Here is a 26594-nt window from a genome sequence, read left to right on the forward strand (position 1 = left end):
GGGGCGTGCGGGGCGGCCAGGGCGACGGGGAGTGGGAAGCGATACAGGGCACATGACGCATAGTTTAATTAAGTATTTAATTAATTAAAAGACGGCGCATCGGCAGGGTTACCGGGCAGGGCGGGGAACAACGATGGTGTAATGGTCCGGTTCCCCAACTTGCCACCCGGGTTTTGCCCGCAAGGCCCGGGCGGCTTCCTGTAGGAGGCTGGACTTCATGCCGCAATCACCGTCGATCAATCGCCGTATCGTGCTGGCCTCGCGCCCGCACGGCGAACCCGCAGACAGCGATTTCCGTCTGGAAACAAGCGACGTCCCGCAGCCCGGCCCCGGCCAGGTGCTGCTGCGCACCGTGTATCTGTCGCTGGACCCCTATATGCGTGGCCGCATGAGCGATGCGCCGTCCTACGCCGAACCCGTGCAGATCGGCCAGCCCATGGTGGGCGGCACCGTCACGCGCGTTCAGGCGTCCAACCATCCGGACTATCAGCCCGGCGAATGGGTGCTGGCCCAATCCGGCTGGCAGGATTTTGCCGTGTCCGACGGCGCCGGCCTGCTGCGCCTGGGCGCCAACCCGCAACATCCTTCCTATTCGCTGGGTGTGTTGGGCATGCCCGGTTTCACGGGCTACATGGGCTTGCTGGACATCGGCCGGCCCAAGGCGGGTGAAACCGTGGTGGTGGCGGCGGCCAGCGGCGCGGTGGGCGCGGTGGTGGGGCAAATCGCCAAGATCCACGGTTGCAAGGTCGTGGGCATTGCGGGCGGCGCCGACAAATGCCGCTACGTCGTCGACGAACTGGGTTTTGACGACTGCCTGGACCACAAAGCGCCGGACCTGCCCGGCCGGCTGGCGCGCGCCGTGCCGCAAGGCATCGACGTCTACTTCGAGAACGTGGGCGGCGCGGTGTTCGATGCCGTCCTGCCGTTGCTGAACCCGCGCGCCCGCGTGCCGGTCTGCGGGCTGATCTCGGCCTACAACGCCACCAGCCAGCCCGAGGGGCCGGACCGCCTGGCGCTGTTGATGCGCACCATCCTGACCAAGCGGCTGACGTTCCAGGGTTTCATCATCTTCAACGAATACGCGCACCGCTACGGCGAATTCCGCGAGGCGATGGAAGACTTGATCCAGCAAGGCCGCATCAAATACCGCGAGGACGTGGTCGAAGGGCTGGAAAATGCGCCGCGCGGCCTGATGGGGCTGTTGAAGGGCGAGAACGCCGGCAAGCGCATCGTGCGCGTCGGCCCGGACGAATAACGCCACGCAACGGAGCGCAACATGAAAATCCTGATCGTGCTGACTTCGCATGACACGCTGGGCAACACCGGCCGCAAGACGGGCTTCTGGCTGGAAGAGTTTGCCGCGCCGTACTACGCCTTCGTCGATGCGGGTGCCGCGGTGACGCTGGCGTCGCCCCTGGGCGGCCAGCCGCCGCTGGACCCCAAGAGCGATGATCCCGACGCGCAGACCGATGACACGCGGCGTTTTCGCCAGGACGTCGATGCACAGCGCCGGCTGGCGTCGACCTTGCGGCTTGCCGACGTGCAGGCCGCCGACTACGACGCGGTGTTCTACCCGGGTGGCCACGGCCCGCTATGGGACCTGGCGGAAGACGCCAAGTCGGTGGGCCTGATCGAGACCATGCTGGCGGCCGGCAAGCCCGTGGCCGCGGTGTGCCATGCGCCCGGTGTGCTGCGTCACGCCAAGACGGCCGACGGCAAGCCGCTGGTGCAGGGGCGCCAGGTCACCGGTTTTTCCAACGCGGAAGAGGCAGCGGTGCAATTGACCGATGTGGTGCCGTTCCTGGTCGAAGACGAACTGATTCGGCTGGGCGGCTTGTACCGCAGTGGGCCGGATTGGCAGCCGCATGTGGTCAGCGACGGATTGCTGGTGACGGGCCAGAACCCGGCGTCTTCCGTGGGCGTGGCGCAAGCGCTGCTGGAACGGTTGAAGAACTGACATCTGATGGGTCGGGATTGCTGCGCAGTGTGTCAGAATCGCTACTTTCTGACACACTGCGCGCCGTTCCGCTGCAACGCCGCGCATCTTCCTGATGCCCCCAGACGTACCCGAATACCCCGTTGGTTCCTGCGAGGCCGCGCTGTTTGCAGCCATGCAGGCGCGTGACCCGGCCACTGGCCGACATTGCGACCGGGTGGTCGCGCTGAGTGTGACGCTGGCACAGGCCTGCGGCCTGCCCGAATCCGAGCAAGCCGCCGTGGCCGTGGCCGCCAGACTGCACGACCTAGGCAAGATCGGCACGCCCGACCGCGTGCTGTTTTCCCCCAAGCGCCTGGACGCCGACGATTGGGAAATCATGAAATCGCATGCCGCCATCGGCGCCGACATCATCATGCAAAGCGCGATGCCGCAACGCGACCTGATCGCGCATGCCGTGCGCCATCATCACGAACACTTCGACGGTTGCGGCTACCCGGCAGGCTTGTCGGGGCACGATATCCCGCTGCATTCGCGCATCATTTCGCTGGCGGATTCCTACGATGCGTTGGGCGACACGCGGCCCTACCATCCAGCGCGTTCGCACGCCGAGATCATGCGCATCCTGAACCGCGAGGCCGGATCCAAGTGCGATCCGGACCTGCTGCGGCTGTTCGAAGCGATGATATTGAAAAGCCCCTTGCGCGTCCCGTAGGATGGGTGAAGCGCGAAAATCCCTAACCAAGAACCCAACTATCCAGCGCGCGCAACCCATCAAGCAGCGCCAATTTCTTGGCAGGATCCAGCCACAACACGACCGTCGCCTGGTGGCTTGCTGGCGAGGGAACTCCAGACACCCGTTGCCGGCACCGGCATCCGGCGCCGAGTCCCCAACCCGCCGAGCCATTTACAGCCGAGCCATTTACGTTAGCCGGTAGTTGGCCGCGACCACGGCCAGGCTCTGCAGCGTCCGCTGCTGCCAGGCGGCGTCGTGGCCCAGTTCTTCGGCCAGGATGCGCGCCACTTCCGGCGCGGCCAGCATCGCGGCCTCGCTGTCCAGGAACAGCGCGCGGTTGCGGCGGGCCAGCACGTCTTCGGCGCTGCGCGCCAATTCGAAACGCGCGGCGAAACGCACATGCGCTTCGGACAGCCCGCTGGCGTTGACCAGCATGCGGTCCGCGCCGGGCAGCGCCTTCAGGATGGCCAGATCGCTACCGTAGTAGCTGTCGGGCGTGCCGGCGTGTTCCTGCGAAGGCGCCAGGCCAGAGGCGCCGTGCAGCGGCAACGATTCGGTGCGGCAGGTGGCTTGCGTCAGCAACTGGTGCTGGATGGCAGTGTCCACCACGTCCTGCGCCATGCGCCGGTACGTCGTCCATTTGCCGCCCGTCACCGTCACCAACCCGGCGTTGGACACCAGGATGGTGTGTTCGCGGGACAACTGCTTGGTCGACGCCTCGCCGGTGGCCTTGACTAGCGGGCGCAGGCCCGCCCAGACGCTGGTGACGTCGTCGCGCGTGGGCTTGCGGCTGAGGTAGCGCGCCGCCGTGCCCAGAATGAAGTCCACGTCCTGGGCGCCGGCTTCGGGATCCAGCGGCAGGTCGTCGCGCGGCGTGTCGGTCGTGCCCACGATGGTGTGGCCATTCCATGGCACGACGAACAGCACGCGGCCGTCATCGGTCTTGGGAATCAGGATGGCGCGATTGCCGGGCAGGAAGTCGCGCGGCAAGGTCAGGTGCACGCCCTGGCTGGGCGCGACCATGGTCGGCGCATTCTTGTCTTCCATGCGGCGCACGGCATCCACCCAGACGCCGGTGGCATTGATCACGCAACGGGCCCGCAGCGTGAAGCTGGCGCCGCCAATCACGTCTTGCGCCGTTACGCCGTCAACCTTGCCATTGCTGGTGGTCAGGCCCGTGGCGCGCACGTAGTTCACCGCCGTGCCGCCCAGGTCGAAGAGCGTGCGCATCAGGCTCATGGCCAAACGTGCGTCGTCGAACTGGCCGTCGTAATACAGCACGCCGCCCTTCAGGCCGCGGCCATTGACGCTTTCCGCCAAGGTCGGCGCGTTGGCCAGCGTGTCACGGCGCGACAGCCAGCGGCTAGGCGCCAGGTTCAGCTTGCCGGCCAGCATGTCGTACATCTTCAAGCCGATGCCGTAGAAGGGCTGGTCAATCCAGTTGTACGCGGGCACCACGAAACCCAGCGGCCACACCAGGTGCGGCGCGTTGCGGTTGAGCAGGCCGCGTTCATGCAGCGCTTCGCGCACCAGGCTGACGTTGCCTTGGGCCAGATAGCGCACGCCGCCGTGCACCAGCTTGGTGGCCTTGCTGGAGGTGCCCTTGGCAAAATCGGCGCCTTCGATCAACAGCGTGCGGTAACCGCGCGAGGCGGCATCGACGGCGGTGCCCAGGCCCGTCGCGCCGCCGCCGATGACGATGACGTCCCAGGAAGGCGTGTTGTCCAAGGTGGCCAACAGGCGGTTGCGGTCGGGCGGAGTGACGTTGGCGAGCGGTTGGTTCATAAGTCGTTGCGGCGGGGCCGCCAGGTAAAAGCGTGGTTGTCGTGTGCGGGCGGTCGGAGGCGGGCGGTAGGGACGGGGCCGGCGCGCCGGTTCAGGCGTGGGGTGCCGCAGGGTTCGTGGAGGCCGTGGCGCCACCCGATGCCGCGGCTGCCGGCCCCCCGGCCGCCGCGTTCGGCGCCGCCGCCACTTCGCAGCGCACGCCGGAATCCAGCAGCACTTGCGCCAGCGGCTCTTGCGGATGCGCGTCGGTGAAGAAGCGGTCGATTTGCGAAATGTGCGCCAGTTCCACCATGGCCTGGCGTTTGAATTTGCTGCTGTCGGCCGCCAGCCAGACTTCGCGCGACTGCTCGATGATGGTTCGCGCCACGCGCACCTCGCGGAAGTCGTAGTCGCGCAGCGTGCCGTCGGCTTCGATGCCCGAAATGCCGATCAGTCCGATATCCACCTTGAACTGCCGGATGAAGTCCATGGTGGCTTCGCCGACGATGCCGCGGTCGCGCGAACGCACCACGCCGCCCGCGACGATGACTTCGCAGTCGGGGTTATCGGACAGGATGTCCGCCACGTGCAGATTGTTCGTAATGACGCGCAAGCCGCGGTGGCGCAGCAGGGCGCGTGCGATGGCCTCGGTGGTGGTGCCGATGTTCAGGATCAGCGAACAGCCGTCGGGCACGGCGCGGGCCACGGCTTCGGCGATGCGCTGCTTGCCGGCTGCATGCAGGCCCTGGCGCTTGCGGTAGGCGATGTTCTCGATGGTCGAGGCTTCGATCCGCACGCCGCCATGAAAGCGCGACAGCAGGCCGGCTTCGGAAAGGATGTTCACGTCGCGCCGCACGGTCTGCAGCGTGACGTCAAAGCGTTTGGCAAGCTCTTCGATCGATGCCGAGCCCTGGGCCCGCACCATTTCGATCAAAGCGCTTTGTCGTGGATTCAGTGTCATGGACGAATGATAAAACAACAAAAGCGAAAAATAATGCCGCACTGCAAGATTGTTTTTTGTTCGCTTCTTGAGTAAAACGCACAAAAAACGAAAGCCATCTGAAAGAGTATGCTCATCCTGTTGCGCGCATTCGCGCACGGGCAGGGCGCTGTACCGAATACCGAAGTCCATGTGAAAAATAGGGACATATAAGTAGGTAGAGGAGACTAGATGCAGCTGACCTTGGACAGGATTGGTTTGCGGGCCGGCTCGCAGACGCACCTGACTCCCATGAGCCTGGCCCCGGTTCCGGGCGCCATGACGGTACTGCTGGGGGCGACCCTGGCCGGCAAGACGTCGCTGATGCGCATCATGGCGGGGCTGGATCGCCCGACCGAGGGCCGCGTGCGGGTCGACGGCGCCGACGTGACCGGCGTGCCGGTGCGCCAGCGCAATGTCGCGATGGTCTACCAGCAGTTCATCAACTACCCGTCCATGTCGGTGTACGACAACATTGCGTCCCCGTTGAAACTGCGCGGGGACCGCGACATCGGCGAAAAGGTCCGCGCCATGGCGGCGCGCCTGCATATCGACCATCTGCTGCAACGCTACCCGTCGGAACTGTCCGGCGGGCAGCAGCAGCGCGTGGCGCTGGCCCGGGCCCTGGTCAAGGACGCGCCGCTGATCCTGCTGGACGAGCCGTTGGTCAACCTGGACTACAAGCTGCGCGAAGAATTGCGCGAAGAACTGTCCGAACTGTTCGCCGAAGGGCGCTCCACCGTGGTGTATGCCACCACCGAGCCGGGTGAAGCGCTGTTGCTGGGTGGCCACACGGCGGTGCTGGATGCGGGCGAACTGCTGCAATACGGCCCCACCGCAGAGGTCTTTCACCGGCCCAATTCGATCCGGGTGGCACGCGCGTTCAGCGATCCGCCCATGAACCTGTTCGCCGCGCGCCGCACGGACGCGGGCTTCGTCCTGGAAGGCCAGATGGCGGTGGCGCGCCACTTGCCGCCGGGCACGGGCGCGGACCTGACTGCGGGCCTGCGCGCCGGGGCGCTGGACGTTGCGCCCCGTCCGGGCCACATCGGCTTGGCTGGCGTGGTGAAGTTGGCTGAGATATCCGGGTCGGACACCTTCGTCCACGCCGAAACGGCGGCGGGCAACGTCGTTGCGCAGTTGCCCGGGGTGCACCGGTACACGCTGGACCAGCGCGTCGAGCTGTATTTCGACCCGGCGCAGACCTATGCCTTTGGCGCCGATGGCGCGCTGCTGGCCGCGCCTGGGCAACCTGCTGGCGCGGGGGAGGCAGCCTGATGGCGCAAATCGAACTGGACCTGTCGCACTCCTACGTGGCCGACCCCAAGACCGACGAGGACTACGCGCTGCTGCCGCTGAAGTTCACGTTCCGCGACGGCGGCGCCTATGCCTTGCTGGGGCCGTCCGGCTGCGGCAAGACCACCTTGCTGAATTGCGTGTCGGGCTTGCTGCGGCCATCGCATGGCCGGATCTTGTTCGACGGGCAGGACGTCACGGCCAAGACCCCGCAGGCGCGCAACATTGCCCAGGTGTTCCAGTTTCCCGTCGTGTACGACACGATGACGGTGGCGGAAAACCTGGCGTTTCCGCTGCGCAACCGTGGCATCGCGCCGGACCGCATCCGCGAACGCGTGGGCCGTATCGCCGAAATGCTCGAAATGTCAGCCGTGCTGGACCGCCGTGCCAGCGGTTTGACGGCCGACGCCAAGCAGAAGATTTCATTGGGCCGCGGCCTGGTTCGCAGCGACGTGTCGGCCATCTTGTTCGACGAGCCGCTGACCGTCATCGACCCACAGCTGAAATGGGAACTGCGGCGCAAGCTCAAGGAAATCCACCACGAATTCAACTTGACGCTGATCTACGTGACCCACGACCAGACCGAAGCGTTGACCTTCGCGGACCAGGTCATGGTGATGGCGCGCGGACGCGCCGTACAGGTGGGCAGCGCGGACGACCTGTTCGAACGGCCCGCCCACACGTTCGTCGGCCACTTCATCGGCTCTCCCGGCATGAACTTCCTGCCCGCGCAGTGGCGCGACGGCGCATTGATGGTTGGGCAAAGCCGCATCGGCGGCGCGCCCGAAGCCTTGGGCGTCAAGCTGGCGGGGGCCGGCCCGGTCAAGCTGGGGGTGCGCCCCGAATACCTGCGCGTGACCGATGCCGGCGCGGCCGGCGCGGTACCCGTGCGGGTGGACCGGGTGCAGGACGTCGGCACCTATACCTTGCTGGTGGGCGACTTCGAGGGCGTCCCGGTGCGGGCCCGGCTGGGCAGCAATGTCGTGCCGACCGCGCCCGGCGGCACGGTCTGGCTGTCGGTGCTTAACCCGCATACCTGCTTCTACCGCGACGAGGCGCTGATTCCATGAAACCCATCGATCACCGGGCCTGGTTCCTGGTCTTGCCCGTGGTGCTGTGCGTGGCGTTTTCGGCCATCCTGCCGCTGATGACCATCGTCAACTATTCGGTGCAAGACATCATTTCCCCCGAACGCCGCGTCTTCGTCGGTACGGAATGGTTCGCCGCGGTCCTGCAAGACGAGGAGCTGCATGGGGCCTTGTTCCGGCAGATCGGCTTTTCGCTGGCGGTGCTGGCCATCGAGATCCCGCTAGGCATCCTGCTGGCGCTGTCGATGCCGGCCAGCGGCTGGCGCGCCTCGGCCGTGCTGGTGATCATCGCGCTGTCGTTGCTGATCCCGTGGAACGTCGTCGGCACCATCTGGCAAGTGTTCGGCCGCACCGACATCGGCCTGCTGGGCGCCACCTTGTCGTGGCTGGGCGTGGACTACAACTACACCGGCAACGACGTGGATGCCTGGGTGACGGTGCTTGTCATGGACGTCTGGCACTGGACGCCGCTGGTTGCGCTGCTGTGCTATGCGGGCCTGCGGGCCATTCCCGACGCCTACTACCAGGCCGCCCGCATCGACGGCGCATCGCGCCTGGCCGTGTTCCGCTACATCCAGCTGCCCAAGATGCGCGGCGTGCTGATGATCGCGGTGCTGCTGCGCTTCATGGACAGTTTCATGATCTACACCGAACCTTTCGTGCTGACGGGCGGCGGGCCGGGCAATGCCACCACGTTCCTGTCGCAGTACCTGACGCAGAAGGCCGTGGGCCAGTTCGACCTGGGGCCGGCTGCGGCATTTTCAATTATCTACTTCCTGATCATCTTGCTGCTGTGCTTCATCCTCTACAACTGGATGCAACGTGCGGGCACGGCTGGCGGCGTTGACGAGGAGCGTGCCAATGCGTGATCAATCGACCTGGTGGCGTTCCGCCTTCCTGATCCTGTACCTGGTGTTCGCCATCCTGCCGCTGTACTGGATGTTGAACATGTCGTTCAAGACGAACACGGAAATCGTCAGCACCCTGACCCTGTGGCCGCGCGACTTCACCGTCGAGCACTACCGCACGATCTTCACGGATCCGGCCTGGTATTCGGGCTACATCAATTCGCTGATCTACGTGGTCATCAATACTGTGATCTCGCTGGCCGTGGCGCTGCCTGCGGCCTATGCGTTTTCGCGCTACCGCTTCATCGGCGACAAGCATGTGTTCTTCTGGCTGCTGACCAACCGCATGACGCCGCCCGCCGTGTTCCTGCTGCCGTTCTTCCAGTTGTACAGCTCGTTCGGGTTGATGGACACGCATCTGGCCGTGGCGCTGGCGCATCTGGTCTTCAACGTGCCGCTGGCCGTGTGGATCCTGGAAGGTTTTATGTCCGGCGTGCCGCGCGAGATCGACGAAACCGCCTATGTCGACGGCTATTCCTTCCCACGTTTTTTCCTGACGATCTTCCTCCCGCTGATCAAGTCGGGCGTGGGGGTGGCGGCCTTTTTCTGCTTTATGTTCAGCTGGGTGGAACTGCTGCTGGCGCGCACGCTGACGTCCGTCAACGCCAAACCGATCGTTGCCACCATGACCCGCACCGTGTCGGCGTCCGGCATGGACTGGGGCGTGCTGGCGGCGGCCGGCGTGCTGACCATCGTGCCCGGCGGCATCGTCATCTGGTTCGTGCGCCACTACATCGCGAAGGGCTTCGCGATGGGCCGGGTGTAGCGTCAAGGGACCCTAGGAGGAACGCCCATGTTCAGCTGGATGGTCTGGACCACTCCCGTCGCCGTGTTCTTCACCTGCATCGTGCTGATGCTGGTGGGCATGACGGTCTGGGAATTGAAGTCGCCCACGGTCGAACGCAAGGGCTTCCTGCCGTTGCGCACCACCCGGGGCGACAGGCTGTTCATCGGTCTGATGGCCGCAGCCTGGCTCAACCTGGCATTTCTAGGGTTTGGGCAAAAGGCCGTGGAATGGTTTTCGCTGGATGAGCCGCCATCGGTGTGGATCAGCTTCGTGCTGTCCATGCTGCTGTTGGCCTTCATCATGAGGAAAGGCTGAAGGGGCGTTTCGATCCCTCACTTGGTTCAAGGACTACGGGCCCGCATCTTCCCCGGCCAGAGGTCCGCAGCAATAGATGGGGAAGGCCATTCGAGGAGACAGGTCATGAAATTGCGCATGCACGCCATGGCGGCCGCTATCGCCCTGATCGGAACGTCAGGGGCATGGGCCGGCGAGCCGGAAGCGAAGAAGTGGGTGGATTCCGAATTCCAACCATCGACGTTGTCCAAAGACCAGCAGATGGCGGAAATGAAGTGGTTCATGGACGCCGCGGCCAAGCTCCGTGCCAAGGGCGTCAATGAAATCAGCGTCGTATCCGAAACCATCACCACGCACGAGTACGAATCCAAGACGCTGGCCAAGGCGTTCAGTGAAATCACCGGCATCAAGGTCAACCACGACTTGATCCAGGAAGGCGACGTCGTCGAAAAGCTGCAGACCTCGATGCAGTCGGGCAAGTCGATCTACGACGGCTGGATCTCGGACTCGGACCTGATCGGCACGCATTACCGCTACGGGGCCATCCTGCCGTTGTCCGATTACATGGCCGGGGCGGGCAAGGAATGGACCAACCCGAACCTGGACATCAAGGATTTCATCGGCACCAAATTCACCACCGCGCCCGACGGCAAGCTGTACCAGTTGCCCGACCAGCAATTCGCCAACGTCTACTGGTTCCGCGCCGACTGGTTCGCCCGCCAGGACCTGAAAGACAAGTTCAAAGCCAAGTACGGGTACGAGCTGGGCGTGCCCACCAACTGGTCCGCCTACGAAGACATCGCCGACTTCTTCTCTAACGACGTCAAGGAAATCGATGGCAAGAAGGTCTATGGCCACATGGACTATGGCAAGAAGGACCCATCGCTGGGCTGGCGCTTCACCGACGCATGGCTGTCCATGGCCGGCGCCGCCGACCGCGGTTTGCCCAACGGCATGCCGGTGGACGAATGGGGCATCCGCGTCGCCGACGACAAATGCACGCCGGTGGGCGCGTCGGTATCGCGGGGGGGCGCCACCAACAGTCCGGCTGCCGTCTATGCGCTGACGAAGTACATCGACTGGATGAAGAAGTACTCGCCGCAGCAGGCCATGGGCATGACCTTCTCGGAATCCGGCCCGGTTCCGGCGCAAGGGCAGATCGCCCAGCAGATCTTCTGGTACACGGCGTTTACCGCCGACATGACCAAGAAGGGTCTGCCGGTCGTCAACGCCGACGGCACCCCCAAGTGGCGCATGGCCCCGTCGCCCTACGGCCCGTACTGGAAGGACGGCATGCAGAACGGCTACCAGGACGTCGGGTCATGGACGTTCTTTAAATCCACCAATCCCGACAAGATGGCCGCGGCGTGGCTGTATGCGCAGTTCGTCACGTCAAAGTCCGTGTCCTTGAAGAAATCCATCACCGGCCTGACGTTCATTCGCGACAGCGACATCCATAGCGACTTCTTCACCAAGAACGCGGCGAACTACGGCGGCCTGATCGAGTTCTACCGCAGCCCCGCCCGCGTGGCATGGACCCCCACGGGCAACAACGTGCCGGACTATCCGAAGCTGGCGCAACTGTGGTGGAAGAACGTGGCCACCGCCGTCACGGGCGAAAAGACCCCGCAAGCCGCGATGGACAACCTGGCCAACGAAATGGACCAGGTGATGGCGCGCCTGGAACGGGCAGGCATGGCGCAATGCGCGCCGAAGCTCAACGCCAAGAGCGACCCGGGCAAGTGGCTGTCGGATCAGCACGCGCCCTGGAAGAAACTGGCCAACGAGAAACCCAAGGGCGAAACCATCCCTTATGAAAAACTGCTGGCGGCCTGGAAGGAGGGCAAGGTCCGGTAGGGGTGAGTCATTGCCGAGGGTAAGCCATTGCTGATCGGCAGGGTGCAGGTAGCGCGAGCGAATCGCGCTACCTGCACGGATCAACAACGCGCGACATTCATACCAGAACGGTCCTGGCCGTCTGTAAGTTGCCTATCGCCTATTCCATCACCAGCGAGCGATGCACGCACACGCCCGCCATCACCCCCGATGCGCTGGCAAGCGTCGCGTTGCTCATCGGAATGGCAGCGTCGCCCGCGGCGTACACGCCCGGCACCGTCGTCTGCCTGAATTCGTCGCTGCGGATCACCGGGCCCATTGGGCCGTCGTCGAACGCGCAGCCCAGTTGCATCGCCAAGGGGCTGGCCATATGGGTCTTGCTGGCCACGAACAGCGCGTGCACCGCCATGCGCCGCCCGTCGGCGAGTTTGACGGCGTCCAGCGCGGGCGCCGTGCCCATGAGTTCGACGATGGGCGTGCGTTCGATGCGCACGCCGCGCTTTTCCAATCGCGCCGCCTGTTCCGCATCGGGCTCGAATTCGGCTTGCGTGAAATACGTGGTGGGTCCCCAGTCCGGCAGCAACATTGCCTGATGCGCGGACATCGGATGGGCGGCCAGCACCCCCAGCGGGCGGCCGGCCATTTCATAGCCGTGGCAATAGGGGCAATGCAGCACGGTCAGCCCCCAGCGTTCCTGCAGCCCGGCCATCGCGGGCAATTCGTCGCGCAGACCGATCGCCAGGATCAGGCGCCTGCCCTGGACTTCGTGTCCGTCGGCCATCGTCACGTGCAACTGGCCCGCGTGTTCGCATGCGCCAACCGCCTGGCCGTCCAGGAATTTGACAGTGGGGTATTGCGCCAACTGGTCGCGTGCTTCCAACAGGATGTCGCGGGGCGGTTTGCCGTCCTGGCCCAGGAAGCCGTGTGCGTGGGTGGCGAACCGGTTTCGGGGCAGGCCGCCGTCGATCACCAGAATGCGCCGGCGGGCGCGGGCCAATTGCATGGCGGCGGACAGGCCGGCAAAGCTGCCGCCCACGATGATGGCGTCGTAAAGCATAGGGAGATTCCTGTTCAGGCTAGTCAAGATACTTATTAAGTTGCATGATAATTCGAATTCAGGATCTCAAGCAACTTATCAAGTTTCTTATGTCGCGATGCGCGGATCTCCGGATGTCACCCAAGCCGACCGCCGGTGTATTCTCGATGCCATGCCACGCCCGCGAACCCGCTGCGGCCGTGCAAAAAACAAAACGGGCGGCGCCCATCCCGCGTCAGCCCGCCTTGCATCCCAGGAGACGAAAAGCATGTTGTTGACGGAAGAACAGCTCAGCATTCAGGAAATGGCGCGCCGCTTCGCCGCGGAACGGCTGGCGCCCAACGCCGAACGCTGGGACCGCGAACATCATTATCCCGCCGATGCCATCCACGAGATGGCGCAACTGGGCTTCTTCGGCATGCTGGTGCCAGAAGAATGGGAGGGCAACGCCAGCGGCTACGTGTCGTATGCCGTGGCATTGGAGGAGATCGCCGCCGGCAATGGTGCGTGTTCCACCATCATGAGCGTGCACAATTCGGTCGCCTGCATGCCCATCCTGAAATTCGGCACCGATGCGCAAAAAGAGCAGTTCCTGCGGCCCCTGGCCACGGGCGAACACATCGGCGGTTTCGCGCTGACGGAACCGCAGGCGGGGTCCGACGCCAGCAGCCTGCGCACCCGCGCCCGCCGCGACGGCGACGACTACATCCTGAACGGCGCCAAGCAATTCATCACGTCGGGCAAAAGCGGCCAGACAGTGATCGTTTTCGCGGTGACGGACCCTGACGCCGGCAAGCGCGGCATTTCGGCGTTCATCGTGCCGACGGATACCCCGGGATATCAAGTGCTGCGGGTGGAGGACAAGCTGGGCCAGCACGCCTCGGACACCTGCGTGATCGCCTTTGAAGACATGCGCATCCCCGCCGCGTACCGGCTGGGCGCCGAGGGCGAGGGCTACAAGATCGCGCTGTCCAACCTGGAAGGCGGGCGCATCGGCATCGCGTCGCAATCCGTGGGCATGGCGCGCGCGGCGTTCGAATGCGCGCGCGATTACGCCCGCGACCGCCAGGCCTTCGGCAAGCCCATCATGGAACACCAGGCCGTCTCGTTCCGCTTGGCCGACATGGCGACCCAGCTCCACGCGGCGCGCCAGATGGTGCTGCATGCCGCGGCATTGCGCGAGGCGGGCAGGCCGGCATTGACCGAGGCGTCGATGGCCAAGCTGTTTGCCTCCGAGATGGCCGAAAAGGTTTGCTCGGCCGCCATCCAGACGCTGGGCGGCTACGGCTATCTGAAGGACTTTCCGGTCGAGCGCATCTACCGCGATGTGCGCGTGTGCCAGATCTACGAGGGCACCAGCGATATCCAGCGGCTGGTCATCGCGCGCGGCCTCTAGCAGGCGCGGCGACGTTACGCATCGCGGCGGTGCCCGCCGCGTCGGCGACGTCGCGCCCACAACGCGTACACCACGATATTGCCCACGATCAGCAGCGCGGCAAGCACGATCTGCGTCGTCCGGGTGATGCCTTCGGGGTAGATCAGGCCCAGCACATAGTGTTCAATGAAACCGCCGGCGTATCCCTGCTGGCCGGCATGCTGCCGCAGCGACACCTCAAGCGGCGTCAGCGGGCAGATCCACCCCATGCCGATCACCATGGCGCCCCAGGCCAGCGCCGGCAGGTGCCAGTATGCGACGCGGGGTCGCCACAATGCCAACAAGCCGCCGAACATGACAAAGGCGACGAAGAGGCCGTGCGCGACAAGCACCAGGTCGGCAAGGATACGGTAGGTCATGGAAGATTCTCGGCGAGTCCAGGGAAACCGGCCCGTGCAGCCGGACTCGCATTTAATCGTAAGCCCGCGAACGCCGGTCGGGAGTTTGGCAACAAAGCACGACGCTTGGTGTCGGAATAGAATGCCGGCGTTGATATACCGCGAAGGCAAAGACGATGGGCCAAACGATAGCAGGGCGGATTCAAGCCGCCGAAGAGGAATTGCGCCAGGCTATGCTGGCTTCCGACGTTGAGGCGCTGGAGCGTTTGCTGGATCCGGCACTGCTGTACACCAACCATATGGGCTGGAGCTTCACCCGGGAAGACGACCTGGACGCGCACCGGTCGGGCATGCTGAAGATCCATGGGCTGGAGTTCTCTGAACTGAATATCCTGCCGCGCGCGGAATGCGCCATCGTGTCGGTGCAGGCGCGGATCTCTGGCAGCTATAACGGCGTGCCGGCCAACGGCATGTTTCGATTCATGCGCACCTGGCGCCGGACGCGGCGTCCGGCCAATGGCGCGTGATCGCGGCCAGTTCCGTGATGGTGGTGTGACGCCCGCCGGCGGCGATCAGACTTTCAGGTCGCGCAGAAGCTTGGCCAGTTCAGGCGCCGTCATCAGCGATACGCCTTGCGACTTTGCGTACTGCCACGCGTTGTCGGACACGTCGCCCAGGGCGATATAGATCGCTTCGCGGGCGCCGCGTTTTTCGCGCGCCGCCTGCAATTCGCGTAGCGGATCGACGCCCACGCGGGCAGCTTTCCAGCGCTTAGCGCTGACGATGGCCACATGGCCGTCCTTGCTTAGCGCAAAGTCGGCGCCGGGCGTCTGCAGGCGCTGCACCTCGCAACCGTCGCGCTGGAAACCCGCTTCAACCGTGTTGGCGAAATCAGCCCAGGACATGGCCGCGGCGGCTTCCGCCACCGCCTGCACGCGGGTGTCCGAGGGCGCCCGCAGCTGTTTGTAGGCGGCCATGATGGAAATGACCGCGAACGGCACCGCCGCAAAGACGCCCATCGCCGCGAAGTCCCGCGGCAGAGCGGCGAACCCGCCCACGCACAGCAGCACGGCCACGCCAGCGCTCATCCACCACGGCGAACGCAGCAGGACGGCGAAGATCGAGTTCTGGGACATCTTGAGTTTCATGGCGGCTCGCGGCGTTGCGGTGTCGGGCGGGGCAGGGGTCAGGCGTTGTCGGCGGCCGTATCGGCGGCGCGCACCACGATGCGGACATCGCCGCAGGCGACGATCTGGCCGCCGCGGATCTTGGCGGTCTTGCGGGTTTCGATGACGCCGCCCACGCTGACCAGGCCGTCCGCGACCATCATCTTGCCGGCGCCGCCGCTATCACAGACACCCGTGGCTTTCAGCAGTTGATTGACTTCAATGTAGGGGCTGCCGTCGGCAAGCGTGAATTCGATGATGGGCATGGAGGGCGTGCGTGGATTCAGTTTGGGAAACGATCAGCGCCGGGGCGCGTGGGCCCGGGCGTCGGGCCGTGTCAGGCGGGGCCGCCGCCAGTGTTGTCGGGGGTGGCCGGCGGCGCTTCGGGCACGGTGGGGGCAGCGGGGCGCGGGGCGCTTTCCGCGCGCGCCATCCAGGCGATCAGGGACGAGCGCATGGCTTCTTCGACCGACATCTGGATCGGTTGCACCCAGTCTTGCGGCACGAACACGGTGTAGCCGCCGATCATATAGCCCATCGGCAGGTAGACGGCCACGCGGTCGCCCTGGGTGAAACCTTCGGGCAGCCCTTCCACGCTGCGGCGGGTGACAAGGCCCACCAGCTCCAGCTGCTGGCCGGGCACGCGCAAAATCACGACCTGCTGCGCGGTGTTCTTCGAGCTGGGCGAGAAGTAGTCCGCAAAGCTCTTCAACGACGAATAGATGCTCTTGACCACCGGCAGGTTGGTGAACGGCATTTCAACCACGGTCAAAAAGCGCTGCACGCGCTGTTTCGACACCAGGTAGCCAATAGCCAGAATGCCCAGGATGCCCAGCGCCAGACCCATGCCCGGCACGTAGAAGCCGCCGATGAAGGGGCGCAAGAAGGTCAGCGCTACGGCTTCCGTCCAGGCCAGGAAGATGTACAGCAGATACAGGGTCAAGGCCAGCGGCAGGACGGTGATCAGGCCGCGGAAGAAGTATTTATAGAGACGATTCATAAGCAGTCGTAAAGAATTAGGGTCTGACCAGGCTTGCCGGCGCGGGTCGGAGGGCCGCCAGCATAGCAGCCGGCGCGCGCGGATTCGGTAATAAACCGCATCTTGCCGGGGCTATCCTGGGCACGGAACCCGCCATGCACCGCCTATCGGTCGACGGGCAGGTACAGGGTTTCCTTGATTTCCTCCATGACCACGTAGCTGCGCGATTCCGCGGAGGCGGGCAGTCGTTTGAGGATTTCGCCCAGCAGGCGGCGGTATTCGTTCATTTCCGTCAGACGCGCCTTCACCAGATAGTCGAAGTCGCCCGAAACCAGATGGCACTCCATGACTTCGGGCACATACAGCAGCTCTTTCTTGACCTTGTCGAAGACATCCCCGGATTTGGCCGACAACTTGATTTCCAGGAAGACAAGCAGGTTTTTGCCCAACGCGGCCGGGTTGACGCGCGCATGGTAACCCGTGATGACGCCTTCGCGCTCCATGCGTTTGATGCGGTCCGAGCAGGGGGTGGCGGACAGGCTCACCCGCTCGGCCAATTCGGTGACCGAAATGCGGCCTTCGCGCTGCAGGATATCCAGGATTTTCAGGTCGATTCGGTCTAGGTCGCGCATTTCACTTTTGGCGATCAAAAAACAGGGGTGCGCCCGAGAAAAGCACTGGCGAATAATAATAATCAGTGCTTTTCACTGCCAGGAGGCTCTTAGACTACCGAAAATCCTGCGTAAATCCAAATACGGAAAGAATCATGCATGTCATCGTCCTCGGCAGCGGCGTTATTGGCACCACGACCGCATACTATCTGGCCCGTCAGGGCGCCCGGGTGACGGTCCTGGACCGCCAGCCGGCCGCCGCCCAGGAGACCAGCTACGCGAATGCTGGCCAGGTGTCGCCGGGCTATTCCACGCCCTGGGCCGCGCCCGGCATCCCGCTAAAGGCCATCAAGTGGCTATTCCAGAAACACGCGCCCCTGGCGATCCGGCTGGACGGCAGCCTGTACCAGCTGAAGTGGATGGCGGCGATGCTGGCCAACTGCTCGGCCGACCGCTATTCGGTCAACAAGGAACGCATGCTGCGCCTGGCCGAATACAGCCGCGATTGCCTGCGCGAACTCCGCGCGTCCACGGGCATCCACTATGAAGAGCGCACGCGCGGCACGTTGCAGTTGTTCCGTACCGACGCCCAGCTGGAAGCCGCCCGCCGTGACATTGCCGTGCTGGAAGAAGTGGGCGTGCCTTACGAACTGCTGGACCGCAACCGCCTGGTGACGGCCGAGCCCGCCCTGGCGCGCTCGATCCACAAGCTGGCTGGCGGCTTGCGCCTGCCGAACGACGAAACCGGCGACTGCCGCCTGTTCACGGCCCGCCTGGCCGAGATGGCCGCGGCGCTGGGGGTGGACTTCCGCTACAACCAGACCGTGTCCGGCTTGAACATCGAGGGCGGCCAGGTCAGCGGCGTGCGCGTGGCCGGCGACATCCTGACGGCCGACCGCTACGTGGCCGCCTTCGGCAGTTACACCCGGGGCTTCCTGGAACCGCTAGGCCTGGATCTGCCGGTGTACCCGGTGAAGGGCTATTCGTTGACCATTCCGCTGAAGGACGAGGCCGCCGCGCCGGTATCGACGATCCTGGACGAAACCTACAAGATCGCCGTGACGCGTTTCGACGAGCGCATCCGCGTGGGCGGCATGGCCGAACTGTCGGGCTTCGACCTGCGTCTGAAGGACGCACGCAGGAAGACGCTGGAATTGGTGGTCAATGACCTGTTCCCGGATAGCGGCCATGTTGCCCAGGCCGAGTTCTGGACGGGCTTGCGCCCGATGACGCCGGACAGCACACCGGTCGTCGGCCCGACCCGCTACGGCAACCTTTTCCTGAACACCGGTCACGGCACGCTGGGTTGGACCATGGCGTGCGGTTCCGGCAAGCTGGTGGCCGATCAGGTCATGGGCCAGCGCCCGGAAATCCGCACCGATGGGCTGGGGCTGTCGCGCTATGAGCGCCGCGGATCGTCCCGCACGCCGCTGGTGCTGGACGGCAACCGAGCCTGATCCGGTACTGCCGCGCCCCTTATCGGGCATCGGCCCAAAGCCATGCCCGCAACGGCCCTTCCTGCGCAACATGCGGGCAGGGCCGTTGTTTGTTTTGAACCTGGCGGCTTGTGCCAAAATCGGCCCATGATCCATTTCCTGCACACTGCCGATTGGCAGATCGGCCGTCAGTACGGCCAATTCGAAACCGACGACGCCGCGTTGCTGGCCGAGGCGCGTTTTGACGTCGTGGCGCGCATTGCGGCGCTTGCCGCCGAACGCGGCGTGGACGCCGTGCTGGTGGCCGGCGACGTGTTCGATACGCAAGGCGTGTCCGACCGCACGATCCGCCGGCTGTTTGCCGCCATGGCGGCTTACGCCGGCCCCTGGGTAATGATCGCCGGCAACCACGATGCCGCGTTGGCCGATAGCGTCTGGAGCCGCGCGATGCAGCTGGGCTGTATTCCCGCCAATGTGCAGGTGCCGTTGCGCACCCACGTCGTGGACTTGCCCGCCATCAACCTGGCGGTGCTGGCCGCGCCGCTCACGCAGCGCCACACCTATGACGACGTGACGCAGGCTTTCGACACGCTTGAGACCGCCGCTGGCCGCGTGCGCGTTGGCCTGGCCCATGGCAGCGTCGCGGGCCGCCTGCCCGACACCATCGACGCCACCAACCCCATCGCGCCCGACCGCGCGGCACGTGCAGGGTTGGACTACCTGGCGCTGGGCGACTGGCATGGCTGCCTGTCCATCGACGCGCGCACCTGGTATGCCGGCACACCGGAACAAGACCGTTTTCGTGGCAATGAACCCGGCTACGTGCTGGATGTGCGCATCGACGGCCCGGGCGCCGAGCCCGTGGTCGAACGCGTGGCCACGGGCAAGTACCGCTGGTCCGCCTGGACGGAAACCGTCAGTCTGCCGACCGACGCGCAGGCGTTGGCGGAACGGCTGGCGGCGCTGCGCGCCGAAGACGTGCTGCGCCTGGACGTGCAGGGGCACGTCAACCTGGAAACATGGGACGCGCTGCAACGCGCCGTGGATCAGGCCGCCGCGCAAGTACGGGCGCTGCTGCCCGATCTGTCTGGCTTGCGGCTGGAACCGGATTTGGCCGATTTGGCCGAGCTGGGGGCTAGCGGTTACGTCGGCGACGTCGCGGCCCAGTTGCAGGCCTTGCAGGCCGATCCCGCGCAATCCGCGGTAGCGGGCGAAGCGTTGCGGCTGCTGTTGCGGTTCCAGCGCGAAAGCGCCGCGCAAGGGGCTGCCAAATGAAGCTCTCGCGTATCGCACTTGAAGAGTTCCGAAAATTTCGCCAGCCGATGGTGCTGGACGGCCTGCAAGACGGCTTGAACCTGTTTGTCGGCGCCAATGAAGCCGGCAAGAGCACGGTGGCCTCCGCCATCCGCGCCGCGTTCCTGGAACGCTACAGCACCAGCAAGGTCGCCGACTTGGCCCCGCGTGGGGAATCCGGCGCACGGCCCTCCGTCGAACTGGCATTCACGCACGCGGATCATTCCTATGTGTTGAAAAAACAATTCCTGTCGCGCGCCCGTTGCGAACTGCTGATCGATGACGGCGCGCAACGGCTGGACGGCGAGGAAGCCGAAAATGCGCTGGCCGCCTTGCTGGGCTTCGAACTGCCGGGGCGCGGCCAAAGCAAGCCCGATCTGGCCGGCATTCCTGGCCTGCTGTGGATCCAGCAGGGTGATGGGCACAATCTGCAAGAGGCCGCCGGCCATGCGGGCCCCCATCTGCGCGAAGCCCTCACACAACTATCCGGCGAACTCGCGGCCAGCGACGGCGACCGGCTGTTCGAGCGGGTGTCCTCCGAGCGCGCTGCCTTGCTGGATGCCCGTAATGGCCGTCCCAAGGGCGCCTACAAGGATGCCGAGGACGCCTTGGCGCGTGCCATCGCCGAACGGGACGACTGCGCGCAGGCCATGGCCCAGCTCAATACCGATGTGGACCGTCTGGCGGAATTGCGCCGCGACCACGAACGCGCGCAAACCGATCAACCCTGGAAGGACTTCGAGACCAAGGCCGTCGAGGCCCGGGCCCGGCTGGCCGCGTTGGCGAAGGAACGCGAAGCCTTCGAGGGCTTGCGGCGCGAGCAAAGCCAGGCCGCGCAAACCCTGGCCCTGTTGCAAGATCAGGTACGGCGCGACCAGCAGGACGACGCCGATTACCAAGCGCTGGTTCAAGAAGCCCAGGCGGCCCGTGCCCGGGTCGACGCGGCGCAAGCCCCGCTGGCCCGCGCCCGGGACCAGCGCGAAACCCACGTGGCTGCGGTCGACGCGGCCCGCCTGCGCGTGGCCGCTGCCCAAGCCGTGGCCGACCGCGGCGACCTGGAGCGCCAACTGGCGCAACTGAATGCCGAAGTCCAGCGGTTGGACGACGCGCTGAAAGCCGTCACCACGCTAATCGAACAGGGCTCGACGCTGAAGGCGGAAGCCCTGCGCATCGAAATCGCGGATGCGGACATCGATGCGCTGCGCAAAAGCGAGCGTGAACTGGCCAACCTGCAACTCCGCCAGCAAGCCATCGCCACGCGGCTGTCGTACCAGCTGGAAGCGGGGCGGGCGGCCACGCTGGACGGGCGCCCGCTGGCCGGGGCGGACCAGGTTCTGTTGACGTCCGCCGCCGAACTGGACCTGCCGGGCGTTGGGCGTTTTCGCATCGAGCCGGGCGGGCAGGACTTGCCGGCGCTGCAACGCGAACTTGCTGGCGTGCAGGCGGCGTGGGCCGCCTTGCTGGAGCGGCTGGGCGTCGCGGCATTGGCCGATGCCGAACAGCGCCACGCCCGCTTTACGGCATTGCAGCGCGAACTGGACGGCATGCGCAAGACGCTGGCCATCCATGCGCCCAAGGGCGTGGATGTGCTGCGCGGGCAGCGCGACGACGCGTTGGCCCGGCGCGTGCCTTTGCAGGAACGCCTGGCCAAGCTGCCGCCAGTGACGGGCACGGCGCCGGATCAAGACGACTTGCCCGCAGCGGTGCAAGCGCTGCGCGAAGCCGAGGCGGTGGCCGCGCAGGCCGACGCGTCGCTGGCGGCCGCCCAGCGGGCACTGGACGCGGACAGCGCCCGCGCGCAACTGCTGGAGGGCCAGGCGGCGGCGCGTGGCGCCGAATTGCAATCGCCCGAGCGTGCCGTGCAACGGCAGGCGCGCGCGGGCCGGCTGGCCGAAGTACGTAGCGGCCACGACGAGCTGGATCGCCGCGTGCGCGAGGCACAGGCGGCGTTGGCCGCGCATCGTCCCGAACTGGTCGAGCAAGACGTTCAGCGCTATGAGAAGTCAGCGGCCATCGAACGCGATGCGCAGCACAAGCGGCACGGCGAGATCCTGCAGCTGCAAGGCAAGCTGGACCAGGCGGGCGCTCAAGGCTTGGGCGAACGGTTGTCCGAATCCGCCGCGGCGTGCGAACGGTTGACACGCCGCCGCGATGATTTCACGCGCCGCGCGGCCGCGCTGGACCTGTTGTTGACTTTGCTGACCGATAAGCGCGCCGCCGCCACGCAACGGCTGCAGGCGCCCTTGGCGCGGCGCTTGAACCATTATCTGGCCTTGCTGTTTCCCGAGGCCGCGTTGCGCCTGGACGATGCGCTGCTGCCCACTGCGTTGCGCCGCGGCGACGGCGAAGACCTGCTTGAAGCGTTGAGCTTCGGCACGCGTGAGCAACTGGGCATCCTCGCCCGGTTTGCTTATGCCGACCTGCTGCGCGAAGCCGGGCGGCCCACGCTGCTGGTGCTGGACGACGCGCTTGTCCACACCGACGATGCGCGGCGCGATTTCATGAAGCGGGCGCTGTTCGATGCCGCCACGCGTCACCAGATCCTGATGTTCACCTGCCACGGCGACGCATGGCGGGACATGGGGGTCGAGCAGCGGCGGATCGGCGGGGCCTGAGACCTGGCCTGATCCGCTTGACGAGGCAAGGGCAGAACGATAGGCTACGCAAATGCCTCATTCCATGCCCTTCGCCGATTCTTGCGCCGCTGCCTCCGCAGCCGGCCGTCGTGCGCGCGGGCGTTCCGGGCATGCCGGTTTCATCTCTCCAGTTGTTTCCCCTGTCATCTCCGCCGTCGTTTCGGCTGGGGTATCGCCGCCTGTCTCGCCGCCTTCCGGCGGTGTCTCGGGCGCCTACCCGCCTTCGGCGGTCGTGTTCGGCTAACCGCCAAACCGACGCTCCCGTCCCTTTTCCCTTCTCAGTCCGCCTGACCGGTTGACGCGCATCGCGTCCGTCATGTTCGGCTGATTTGCGCACGTTCGCCGCCAACGGCCTGCGCGCGCAGGGCGGGAGCCTGTTCATACCCTGACAGGTGAAACTCATGTCTTTTGATCGATCCACGTGGACCGCCTACGGTTCCACTACCTTGTTCGTGCTGCTGTGGAGCGGCGGCGCTATCTTCGCCAAATGGGGGCTGTCGCACGCCTCGGCGTTCGGCTTCCTGCTGCTGCGCTTCATCCTGGCCCTGACCGTGCTGCTGGCGATCTGCCTGTGGCGCAAACGCTGGCTGCCCGCACCGGCCACGCGGCTGACCGTGGCGCTGACGGGGCTGCTGCTGATCGGCGGCTATTCCATCTGCTATCTGCTGGCGCTTGACCACGGCATTACGCCTGGGGTGCTGGCCACGTTGCTCGGCGCGCAGCCCATCCTGACGCTGGCGTTGATGGAACGGCGTTATTCGCCCGCGCGGCTGGCCGGGTTGTTCCTGGCGCTGTGCGGCCTGGTGATGGTGGTGTACCAAAGCATCGGCATGGCGCGCTTCTCCGTGGCGGGCATGGCATTCGCCTTTGCCGCGCTGGCCAGCATGACCGCGGGCGCCATCCTGCAAAAGCGCGTGAAACAGGCGCCCATGGACGTGATGCCGCTGCAGTACGCAGTCAGCCTGGCGCTATGCCTGCTGTTCGTGCCGTTCCAACCGATCCGAGCCGACTGGGCCGTGGGGTTCGTTCTGCCTTTGGTCTGGATGGGGCTTGTGATCTCGGTGGGGGCGACGCTGCTGTTCTACCGCATGATCCAGGCCGGCAACCTCGTTAACGTCACCAGCCTGTTCTACCTGGTGCCGGCCGGCACGGCGGCGCTGGACTACCTGATCCTGGGCAACCGTCTGTCCATGCTTAGCCTGGCGGGCATGGGGGCGATACTGCTTGGCCTGATGCTGGTGTTGCGCTATCCGGCGGCGGCCGTCAAACCAGCGCGGGATAAGCCGCCGACTGCCAAGCCGGCCGCGTAGCGCCAGGCGCCGCGTCGCCGTCTTCGGCCCCGTCCTGCCCCACCCAGTGACCACTGACAAGTTGGGCGGGACGCGTCCGCGCGGATACGCGGGCGCAGACGGGCCAGGCGTCCAGCCGGACGCTCAGCCCCGCGTAGACGCCGTGGCCGTCGCCGGCCTGAATGGCGCCATCGGCCTGCACGCCTTCGCCGGCGCGGATCGAGCCATCGGCGCGGATGTCGCCGCCGGCAATCATGCCCCAGCCCGACGCCAGATGATCGCCGCACTGGATCGAGCCGCCGGCCTGGATGCCGCAGGCGGCATTGATTTCTTTGTCTGCCCGCACGTCGCCGCCGGCCTTGATGCCTTGGCCGCATTTGATGGCGCCTTGTGTCTGCACGTCCTGGCCGGCATGCAGGTGGCCCGTGACGGCCAGATCCTGGCCGGCGCAGATGTCCCACTTGGCGCGCACGTTGCCCGTGCAGTCCAGGCGGGTGGCGGCTTCGATGCCCCAGTCGGCCGAAATGTCGCCGCCCGCGCGCAGGTTGCCGCCGCTGGCGATATTGGCGGCCGCAGTAATGTTCTCGCCGGCCATGATCGTTTCGCCTGCCCGGATGCCGCCGCCGGTGACGATGCTGCGGCCCGCTCGCACGACGCTGTCCACGGTGATGCCCATGCGGACTTCCAGCGTCCCGGCGAACACGATGGCATTGGCATCGACGGCGTCCAGTTTCAGCACGGCGTCGGTGGGGCCGAATTGATCCAGCAGCCAGCAAGCGTCGCTGACGCGGCCGTCGGCCACCAGCGCGTCAAGCACGGCCTGGTAGTCCCCCTGTCCGTTGTGGTCGCGGATGAACCATTTGTAGCCGCCCGCGCAAGGGTTCTTGGCTTTGACGAATTTCTTGGTAAGTTGCATGGCGCTTAAGGCGTGATCGTTGCGTGGCACGGCCGCCGGCGGCTAGGGCGGGCGGCGAAGGGTCGGGCGCGGACACCCGGCCACGCGGCAGGGCGTTCGCCAGCTCGGACGGGCGGCGCCTGCGCGGGATGTGCGCAGGCCACCGGCGGCGAGTCGGAACAGGAGAGGGGGAAAAGCGGAAGCGCCGGGCGATTAGCCGGGCTTGGAGCGCGCGTAAGCGGAACGCGCGGCGACTTCCTGCGAGCTCAACAGAGTCGAGCGCAGGGCGCAAAGGACGCAGGCAGCGGGGGGGATGGGAGAAAAATCGGATCGCACGGGGCCAGATGCTAACACCCGCGCGATCCTAGTCAAGTAGGCAAGGCCGGCCCGTTTGAAGGCGCAGCCTTGCCCAAGGTCTGAATCAGTTCGTCGACACGATGTTGCGTTCCTTGGCGATGCGCTGGCGCAGCTCCAGTTCCCGCTTGATCTGTGCGGCGTACTCGGCGGGCGTGTTGCCGTCCACCAACGAACCGCCATCCGCCAGGCGCTTGACGATCTTCGGGTCTTTCAGCGCCTTGACGGCGGCGTCGTGGACGCGATCGACCACGGCTTGCGGCGTGCCGGCGGGCGCCACCAGTCCGTACCAGGCCATGTTGTCCATTTCGGGCAGGCCGCCTTCCTTGAAGGTCGGGACGTCCGGCAGGGCGGGCAGGCGCTTCGGCGCGGCCACGGCCAAGGCCCGCAGCTTGCCGGCCTGGATGTGGGGCATGGACGAGGGCAGGTTGTCGAACTGGGCGTTGACCTGGCCGGCAATCACGTCGTTCAGGGCCGGGCCCGACCCGCGGTACGGGACGTGGACCATGTCGGTCTTGGTCAGCGACTTGAACAATTCACCGTCCAGGTGGCCGATGCCGCCCGCGCCGGACGACGCGTAGCTGTACTTGCCAGGGTTGGCCTTCAGCAGCGTGATGAACTCCGCCAGCGTCTTGGCGGGTACGGCCGGGTTGACCGTCAGCACGTTCGGCACGTTCACCAGGTTGGTGATCGGCGTGAAGTCCTTGATCGGGTTGTAGGGGTTCTTCGGGTTGGTGGCCGGATTCGTCGCCATGGTGCTGACCGTGGCCACGCCCAGCGTGTAGCCGTCGGGCGCCGAGCGCACCAACGCATCGGCGCCGATCGAGCCGCCGCCGCCGCCGCGGTTTTCCACCACGACGGCCTGGCCCAGCTCTCGGCCCAGGCCTTCAGCCACGATGCGGGCCACGATGTCGGTCGTGCCGCCGGCGGCGAAGGGGACGATCAGGCGGATGGGCTTGTTGGGGTAGGGGTCGGCGGCCTGGGCGCCGGAACTAAAGCAGACGCCTGCGATGGCGGCGGCCAGAATGGCCTTGGCATGAGACAGCACGGTCAAGAGTCTTCTCCATATTTTGTTGTTCCGAGCCGGCCGGCTTCTTGGGCCGGCGTCGGTGAAGCGCGCTTTGCCGGGATGCAGGCCTAGCCGACGCTTCGTGGGCGCCATTCCACACAGGAATCCCCCTACGGTCAACTCAGGATTCTCCCTGCCCCACGCGGAAAATATTTTTCAGGTGACGGGCGGCTGTCCGAAGAACGCGTCAGATAGACGAAAATGTCATGTCTGACAACAAGATGAACGTCCGTCCATTCCCTGTCATTGCGCAATCATTGCGCAGTCATCATGCTGTCATTAGACGGGTACATGCATAAATCTCTGCATAACTTACAAGAATCTGATATTTTTCGGATGAGATTCTTGGCCGGTCTTGCAAGAAAGCTATTGCGTTTGTTTCCATCTGCGCCGTTCAATGGGCGTTGGTTGATGTCCCCGCGGGGCAACGTGT

Annotated in this window: 25 protein-coding genes; 15 read left to right on the forward strand and 10 right to left on the reverse strand. The window is 65.5% G+C overall.

Going from position 1 to position 26594, the window contains the following annotated elements; genetic code table 11:
• The first annotated feature begins 217 nt into the window (after positions 1-217).
• The 3 genes from ACI0FO_RS22480 (at position 218) to ACI0FO_RS22490 (ending at position 2651) form a co-directional block, all read left to right on the forward strand.
• Positions 218-1255, forward strand: coding sequence for an NADP-dependent oxidoreductase (locus ACI0FO_RS22480; RefSeq protein WP_416030305.1), 1038 nt, complete (start codon positions 218-220; stop codon positions 1253-1255).
• Between the two features lie 21 nt (positions 1256-1276).
• Entirely contained in the window at positions 1277-1957 is a 681-nt protein-coding gene (locus ACI0FO_RS22485; protein ID WP_416030307.1) for a type 1 glutamine amidotransferase domain-containing protein, read from the forward strand.
• Positions 1958-2051: 94 nt separating this feature from the next.
• Complete coding sequence (locus ACI0FO_RS22490; protein ID WP_416030309.1) at positions 2052-2651, forward strand: HD-GYP domain-containing protein; 600 nt, start codon at positions 2052-2054, stop codon at positions 2649-2651.
• A 207-nt stretch (positions 2652-2858) separates the two neighbouring features.
• Here the strand turns inward: ACI0FO_RS22490 and ACI0FO_RS22495 are convergent, their stop codons facing one another.
• On the reverse strand, positions 2859-4457 hold the full coding sequence (locus ACI0FO_RS22495; RefSeq protein WP_416030311.1) for a glycerol-3-phosphate dehydrogenase/oxidase: 1599 nt from the start codon (positions 4455-4457) through the stop codon (positions 2859-2861).
• Between the two features lie 91 nt (positions 4458-4548).
• Positions 4549-5397 (reverse strand): DeoR/GlpR family DNA-binding transcription regulator, encoded by an 849-nt coding sequence (locus ACI0FO_RS22500; protein WP_416030313.1) that lies wholly within the window; start codon positions 5395-5397, stop codon positions 4549-4551.
• 210 nt (positions 5398-5607) lie between these two features.
• Here ACI0FO_RS22500 and ACI0FO_RS22505 point away from each other — a divergent pair, with 210 nt between their 5' ends.
• The 6 genes from ACI0FO_RS22505 to ACI0FO_RS22530 all read left to right on the forward strand — a co-directional run bounded on the left by ACI0FO_RS22505 (position 5608) and on the right by ACI0FO_RS22530 (position 11645).
• Positions 5608-6693 carry an ABC transporter ATP-binding protein gene (locus tag ACI0FO_RS22505; RefSeq protein ID WP_416030315.1) on the forward strand — a complete coding sequence of 362 codons (1086 nt, stop codon included), beginning with the start codon at positions 5608-5610 and terminating at the stop codon, positions 6691-6693.
• On the forward strand, positions 6693-7781 hold the full coding sequence (locus ACI0FO_RS22510; RefSeq protein WP_416030317.1) for an ABC transporter ATP-binding protein: 1089 nt from the start codon (positions 6693-6695) through the stop codon (positions 7779-7781). Before ACI0FO_RS22505 ends, ACI0FO_RS22510 begins: the two co-directional genes overlap by 1 nt.
• Positions 7778-8668: a carbohydrate ABC transporter permease gene (locus tag ACI0FO_RS22515; RefSeq protein WP_315846041.1), complete on the forward strand. Its 891-nt coding sequence runs from the start codon at positions 7778-7780 to the stop codon at positions 8666-8668. Before ACI0FO_RS22510 ends, ACI0FO_RS22515 begins: the two co-directional genes overlap by 4 nt.
• Positions 8661-9473: a carbohydrate ABC transporter permease gene (locus tag ACI0FO_RS22520; RefSeq protein ID WP_416030320.1), complete on the forward strand. Its 813-nt coding sequence runs from the start codon at positions 8661-8663 to the stop codon at positions 9471-9473. The genes ACI0FO_RS22515 and ACI0FO_RS22520 overlap by 8 nt, the downstream gene beginning before the upstream one ends.
• Before the next feature lie 27 nt (positions 9474-9500).
• Positions 9501-9809, forward strand: coding sequence for a DUF2160 domain-containing protein (locus tag ACI0FO_RS22525; protein WP_105556852.1), 309 nt, complete (start codon positions 9501-9503; stop codon positions 9807-9809).
• Positions 9810-9914: 105 nt separating this feature from the next.
• Positions 9915-11645 (forward strand): ABC transporter substrate-binding protein, encoded by a 1731-nt coding sequence (locus tag ACI0FO_RS22530; protein WP_416030322.1) that lies wholly within the window; start codon positions 9915-9917, stop codon positions 11643-11645.
• Between the two features lie 139 nt (positions 11646-11784).
• On the opposite strand, the gene ACI0FO_RS22535 is transcribed toward ACI0FO_RS22530, so the two are convergent.
• Positions 11785-12681 (reverse strand): NAD(P)/FAD-dependent oxidoreductase, encoded by an 897-nt coding sequence (locus ACI0FO_RS22535; protein ID WP_416030324.1) that lies wholly within the window; start codon positions 12679-12681, stop codon positions 11785-11787.
• Positions 12682-12928: 247 nt separating this feature from the next.
• On the opposite strand from ACI0FO_RS22535, the gene ACI0FO_RS22540 reads away from it, so the two are divergent.
• Complete coding sequence (locus ACI0FO_RS22540) at positions 12929-14056, forward strand: acyl-CoA dehydrogenase family protein (RefSeq protein ID WP_416030326.1); 1128 nt, start codon at positions 12929-12931, stop codon at positions 14054-14056.
• Positions 14057-14070: 14 nt separating this feature from the next.
• Here ACI0FO_RS22540 and ACI0FO_RS22545 read toward each other — a convergent pair whose 3' ends face one another.
• Positions 14071-14454, reverse strand: a complete 384-nt coding sequence (locus tag ACI0FO_RS22545) for a DUF2784 domain-containing protein (protein WP_416030328.1) — start codon at positions 14452-14454, stop codon at positions 14071-14073.
• Positions 14455-14609: 155 nt separating this feature from the next.
• Here ACI0FO_RS22545 and ACI0FO_RS22550 point away from each other — a divergent pair, with 155 nt between their 5' ends.
• Positions 14610-14960 carry a nuclear transport factor 2 family protein gene (locus tag ACI0FO_RS22550; RefSeq protein ID WP_416030330.1) on the forward strand — a complete coding sequence of 117 codons (351 nt, stop codon included), beginning with the start codon at positions 14610-14612 and terminating at the stop codon, positions 14958-14960.
• A gap of 45 nt (positions 14961-15005) precedes the next feature.
• Here ACI0FO_RS22550 and ACI0FO_RS22555 read toward each other — a convergent pair whose 3' ends face one another.
• The 4 genes from ACI0FO_RS22555 to ACI0FO_RS22570 all read right to left on the reverse strand — a co-directional run bounded on the left by ACI0FO_RS22555 (position 15006) and on the right by ACI0FO_RS22570 (position 17210).
• Positions 15006-15581, reverse strand: coding sequence for a restriction endonuclease (locus tag ACI0FO_RS22555; protein WP_416030332.1), 576 nt, complete (start codon positions 15579-15581; stop codon positions 15006-15008).
• Between the two features lie 38 nt (positions 15582-15619).
• Positions 15620-15865 (reverse strand): RNA-binding S4 domain-containing protein, encoded by a 246-nt coding sequence (locus ACI0FO_RS22560; protein WP_416030334.1) that lies wholly within the window; start codon positions 15863-15865, stop codon positions 15620-15622.
• A 71-nt stretch (positions 15866-15936) separates the two neighbouring features.
• Entirely contained in the window at positions 15937-16599 is a 663-nt protein-coding gene (locus ACI0FO_RS22565) for a DUF502 domain-containing protein (protein ID WP_105556860.1), read from the reverse strand.
• Between the two features lie 143 nt (positions 16600-16742).
• Entirely contained in the window at positions 16743-17210 is a 468-nt protein-coding gene (locus ACI0FO_RS22570; RefSeq protein ID WP_416030336.1) for a winged helix-turn-helix transcriptional regulator, read from the reverse strand.
• A gap of 134 nt (positions 17211-17344) precedes the next feature.
• Between ACI0FO_RS22570 and ACI0FO_RS22575 the strand changes: the two genes are divergently transcribed.
• The 4 genes from ACI0FO_RS22575 (at position 17345) to ACI0FO_RS22590 (ending at position 23864) form a co-directional block, all read left to right on the forward strand.
• Entirely contained in the window at positions 17345-18646 is a 1302-nt protein-coding gene (locus ACI0FO_RS22575) for a D-amino acid dehydrogenase (RefSeq protein WP_416030338.1), read from the forward strand.
• A 126-nt stretch (positions 18647-18772) separates the two neighbouring features.
• Positions 18773-19900, forward strand: a complete 1128-nt coding sequence (locus ACI0FO_RS22580) for a metallophosphoesterase family protein (protein ID WP_416030340.1) — start codon at positions 18773-18775, stop codon at positions 19898-19900.
• Entirely contained in the window at positions 19897-22533 is a 2637-nt protein-coding gene (locus ACI0FO_RS22585; RefSeq protein ID WP_416030342.1) for an AAA family ATPase, read from the forward strand. Before ACI0FO_RS22580 ends, ACI0FO_RS22585 begins: the two co-directional genes overlap by 4 nt.
• A gap of 422 nt (positions 22534-22955) precedes the next feature.
• Positions 22956-23864, forward strand: coding sequence for a DMT family transporter (locus tag ACI0FO_RS22590; RefSeq protein ID WP_416030344.1), 909 nt, complete (start codon positions 22956-22958; stop codon positions 23862-23864).
• On the opposite strand, the gene ACI0FO_RS22595 is transcribed toward ACI0FO_RS22590, so the two are convergent.
• Positions 23818-24759 carry a hypothetical protein gene (locus ACI0FO_RS22595; RefSeq protein ID WP_416030346.1) on the reverse strand — a complete coding sequence of 314 codons (942 nt, stop codon included), beginning with the start codon at positions 24757-24759 and terminating at the stop codon, positions 23818-23820. The two genes, ACI0FO_RS22590 and ACI0FO_RS22595, sit on opposite strands and share 47 nt — an antisense overlap.
• 400 nt (positions 24760-25159) lie before the next feature.
• Positions 25160-26146, reverse strand: coding sequence for a Bug family tripartite tricarboxylate transporter substrate binding protein (locus ACI0FO_RS22600; protein ID WP_416030348.1), 987 nt, complete (start codon positions 26144-26146; stop codon positions 25160-25162).
• Positions 26147-26594 lie beyond the last annotated feature (448 nt).

It is taken from the genome of Achromobacter marplatensis (assembly GCF_049060505.1).
In the GTDB taxonomy this organism is placed as follows: domain Bacteria; phylum Pseudomonadota; class Gammaproteobacteria; order Burkholderiales; family Burkholderiaceae_B; genus Achromobacter; species Achromobacter marplatensis_A.

Excerpts from the sequence above, each read along its gene's own strand:
- ACI0FO_RS22480 (WP_416030305.1), top strand. The coding sequence starts at position 218 with ATGCCGCAATCACCGTCGATCAATCGCCGTATCGTGCTGGCCTCGCGC.
- ACI0FO_RS22485 (WP_416030307.1), top strand. The coding sequence starts at position 1,277 with ATGAAAATCCTGATCGTGCTGACTTCGCATGACACGCTGGGCAACACC.
- ACI0FO_RS22490 (WP_416030309.1), top strand. The coding sequence starts at position 2,052 with ATGCCCCCAGACGTACCCGAATACCCCGTTGGTTCCTGCGAGGCCGCG.
- ACI0FO_RS22495 (WP_416030311.1), bottom strand. The coding sequence starts at position 4,457 with ATGAACCAACCGCTCGCCAACGTCACTCCGCCCGACCGCAACCGCCTG.
- ACI0FO_RS22500 (WP_416030313.1), bottom strand. The coding sequence starts at position 5,397 with ATGACACTGAATCCACGACAAAGCGCTTTGATCGAAATGGTGCGGGCC.
- ACI0FO_RS22505 (WP_416030315.1), top strand. The coding sequence starts at position 5,608 with ATGCAGCTGACCTTGGACAGGATTGGTTTGCGGGCCGGCTCGCAGACG.
- ACI0FO_RS22510 (WP_416030317.1), top strand. The coding sequence starts at position 6,693 with ATGGCGCAAATCGAACTGGACCTGTCGCACTCCTACGTGGCCGACCCC.
- ACI0FO_RS22515 (WP_315846041.1), top strand. The coding sequence starts at position 7,778 with ATGAAACCCATCGATCACCGGGCCTGGTTCCTGGTCTTGCCCGTGGTG.
- ACI0FO_RS22520 (WP_416030320.1), top strand. The coding sequence starts at position 8,661 with ATGCGTGATCAATCGACCTGGTGGCGTTCCGCCTTCCTGATCCTGTAC.
- ACI0FO_RS22525 (WP_105556852.1), top strand. The coding sequence starts at position 9,501 with ATGTTCAGCTGGATGGTCTGGACCACTCCCGTCGCCGTGTTCTTCACC.
- ACI0FO_RS22530 (WP_416030322.1), top strand. The coding sequence starts at position 9,915 with ATGAAATTGCGCATGCACGCCATGGCGGCCGCTATCGCCCTGATCGGA.
- ACI0FO_RS22535 (WP_416030324.1), bottom strand. The coding sequence starts at position 12,681 with ATGCTTTACGACGCCATCATCGTGGGCGGCAGCTTTGCCGGCCTGTCC.
- ACI0FO_RS22540 (WP_416030326.1), top strand. The coding sequence starts at position 12,929 with ATGTTGTTGACGGAAGAACAGCTCAGCATTCAGGAAATGGCGCGCCGC.
- ACI0FO_RS22545 (WP_416030328.1), bottom strand. The coding sequence starts at position 14,454 with ATGACCTACCGTATCCTTGCCGACCTGGTGCTTGTCGCGCACGGCCTC.
- ACI0FO_RS22550 (WP_416030330.1), top strand. The coding sequence starts at position 14,610 with ATGGGCCAAACGATAGCAGGGCGGATTCAAGCCGCCGAAGAGGAATTG.
- ACI0FO_RS22555 (WP_416030332.1), bottom strand. The coding sequence starts at position 15,581 with ATGAAACTCAAGATGTCCCAGAACTCGATCTTCGCCGTCCTGCTGCGT.
- ACI0FO_RS22560 (WP_416030334.1), bottom strand. The coding sequence starts at position 15,865 with ATGCCCATCATCGAATTCACGCTTGCCGACGGCAGCCCCTACATTGAA.
- ACI0FO_RS22565 (WP_105556860.1), bottom strand. The coding sequence starts at position 16,599 with ATGAATCGTCTCTATAAATACTTCTTCCGCGGCCTGATCACCGTCCTG.
- ACI0FO_RS22570 (WP_416030336.1), bottom strand. The coding sequence starts at position 17,210 with ATGCGCGACCTAGACCGAATCGACCTGAAAATCCTGGATATCCTGCAG.
- ACI0FO_RS22575 (WP_416030338.1), top strand. The coding sequence starts at position 17,345 with ATGCATGTCATCGTCCTCGGCAGCGGCGTTATTGGCACCACGACCGCA.
- ACI0FO_RS22580 (WP_416030340.1), top strand. The coding sequence starts at position 18,773 with ATGATCCATTTCCTGCACACTGCCGATTGGCAGATCGGCCGTCAGTAC.
- ACI0FO_RS22585 (WP_416030342.1), top strand. The coding sequence starts at position 19,897 with ATGAAGCTCTCGCGTATCGCACTTGAAGAGTTCCGAAAATTTCGCCAG.
- ACI0FO_RS22590 (WP_416030344.1), top strand. The coding sequence starts at position 22,956 with ATGTCTTTTGATCGATCCACGTGGACCGCCTACGGTTCCACTACCTTG.
- ACI0FO_RS22595 (WP_416030346.1), bottom strand. The coding sequence starts at position 24,759 with ATGCAACTTACCAAGAAATTCGTCAAAGCCAAGAACCCTTGCGCGGGC.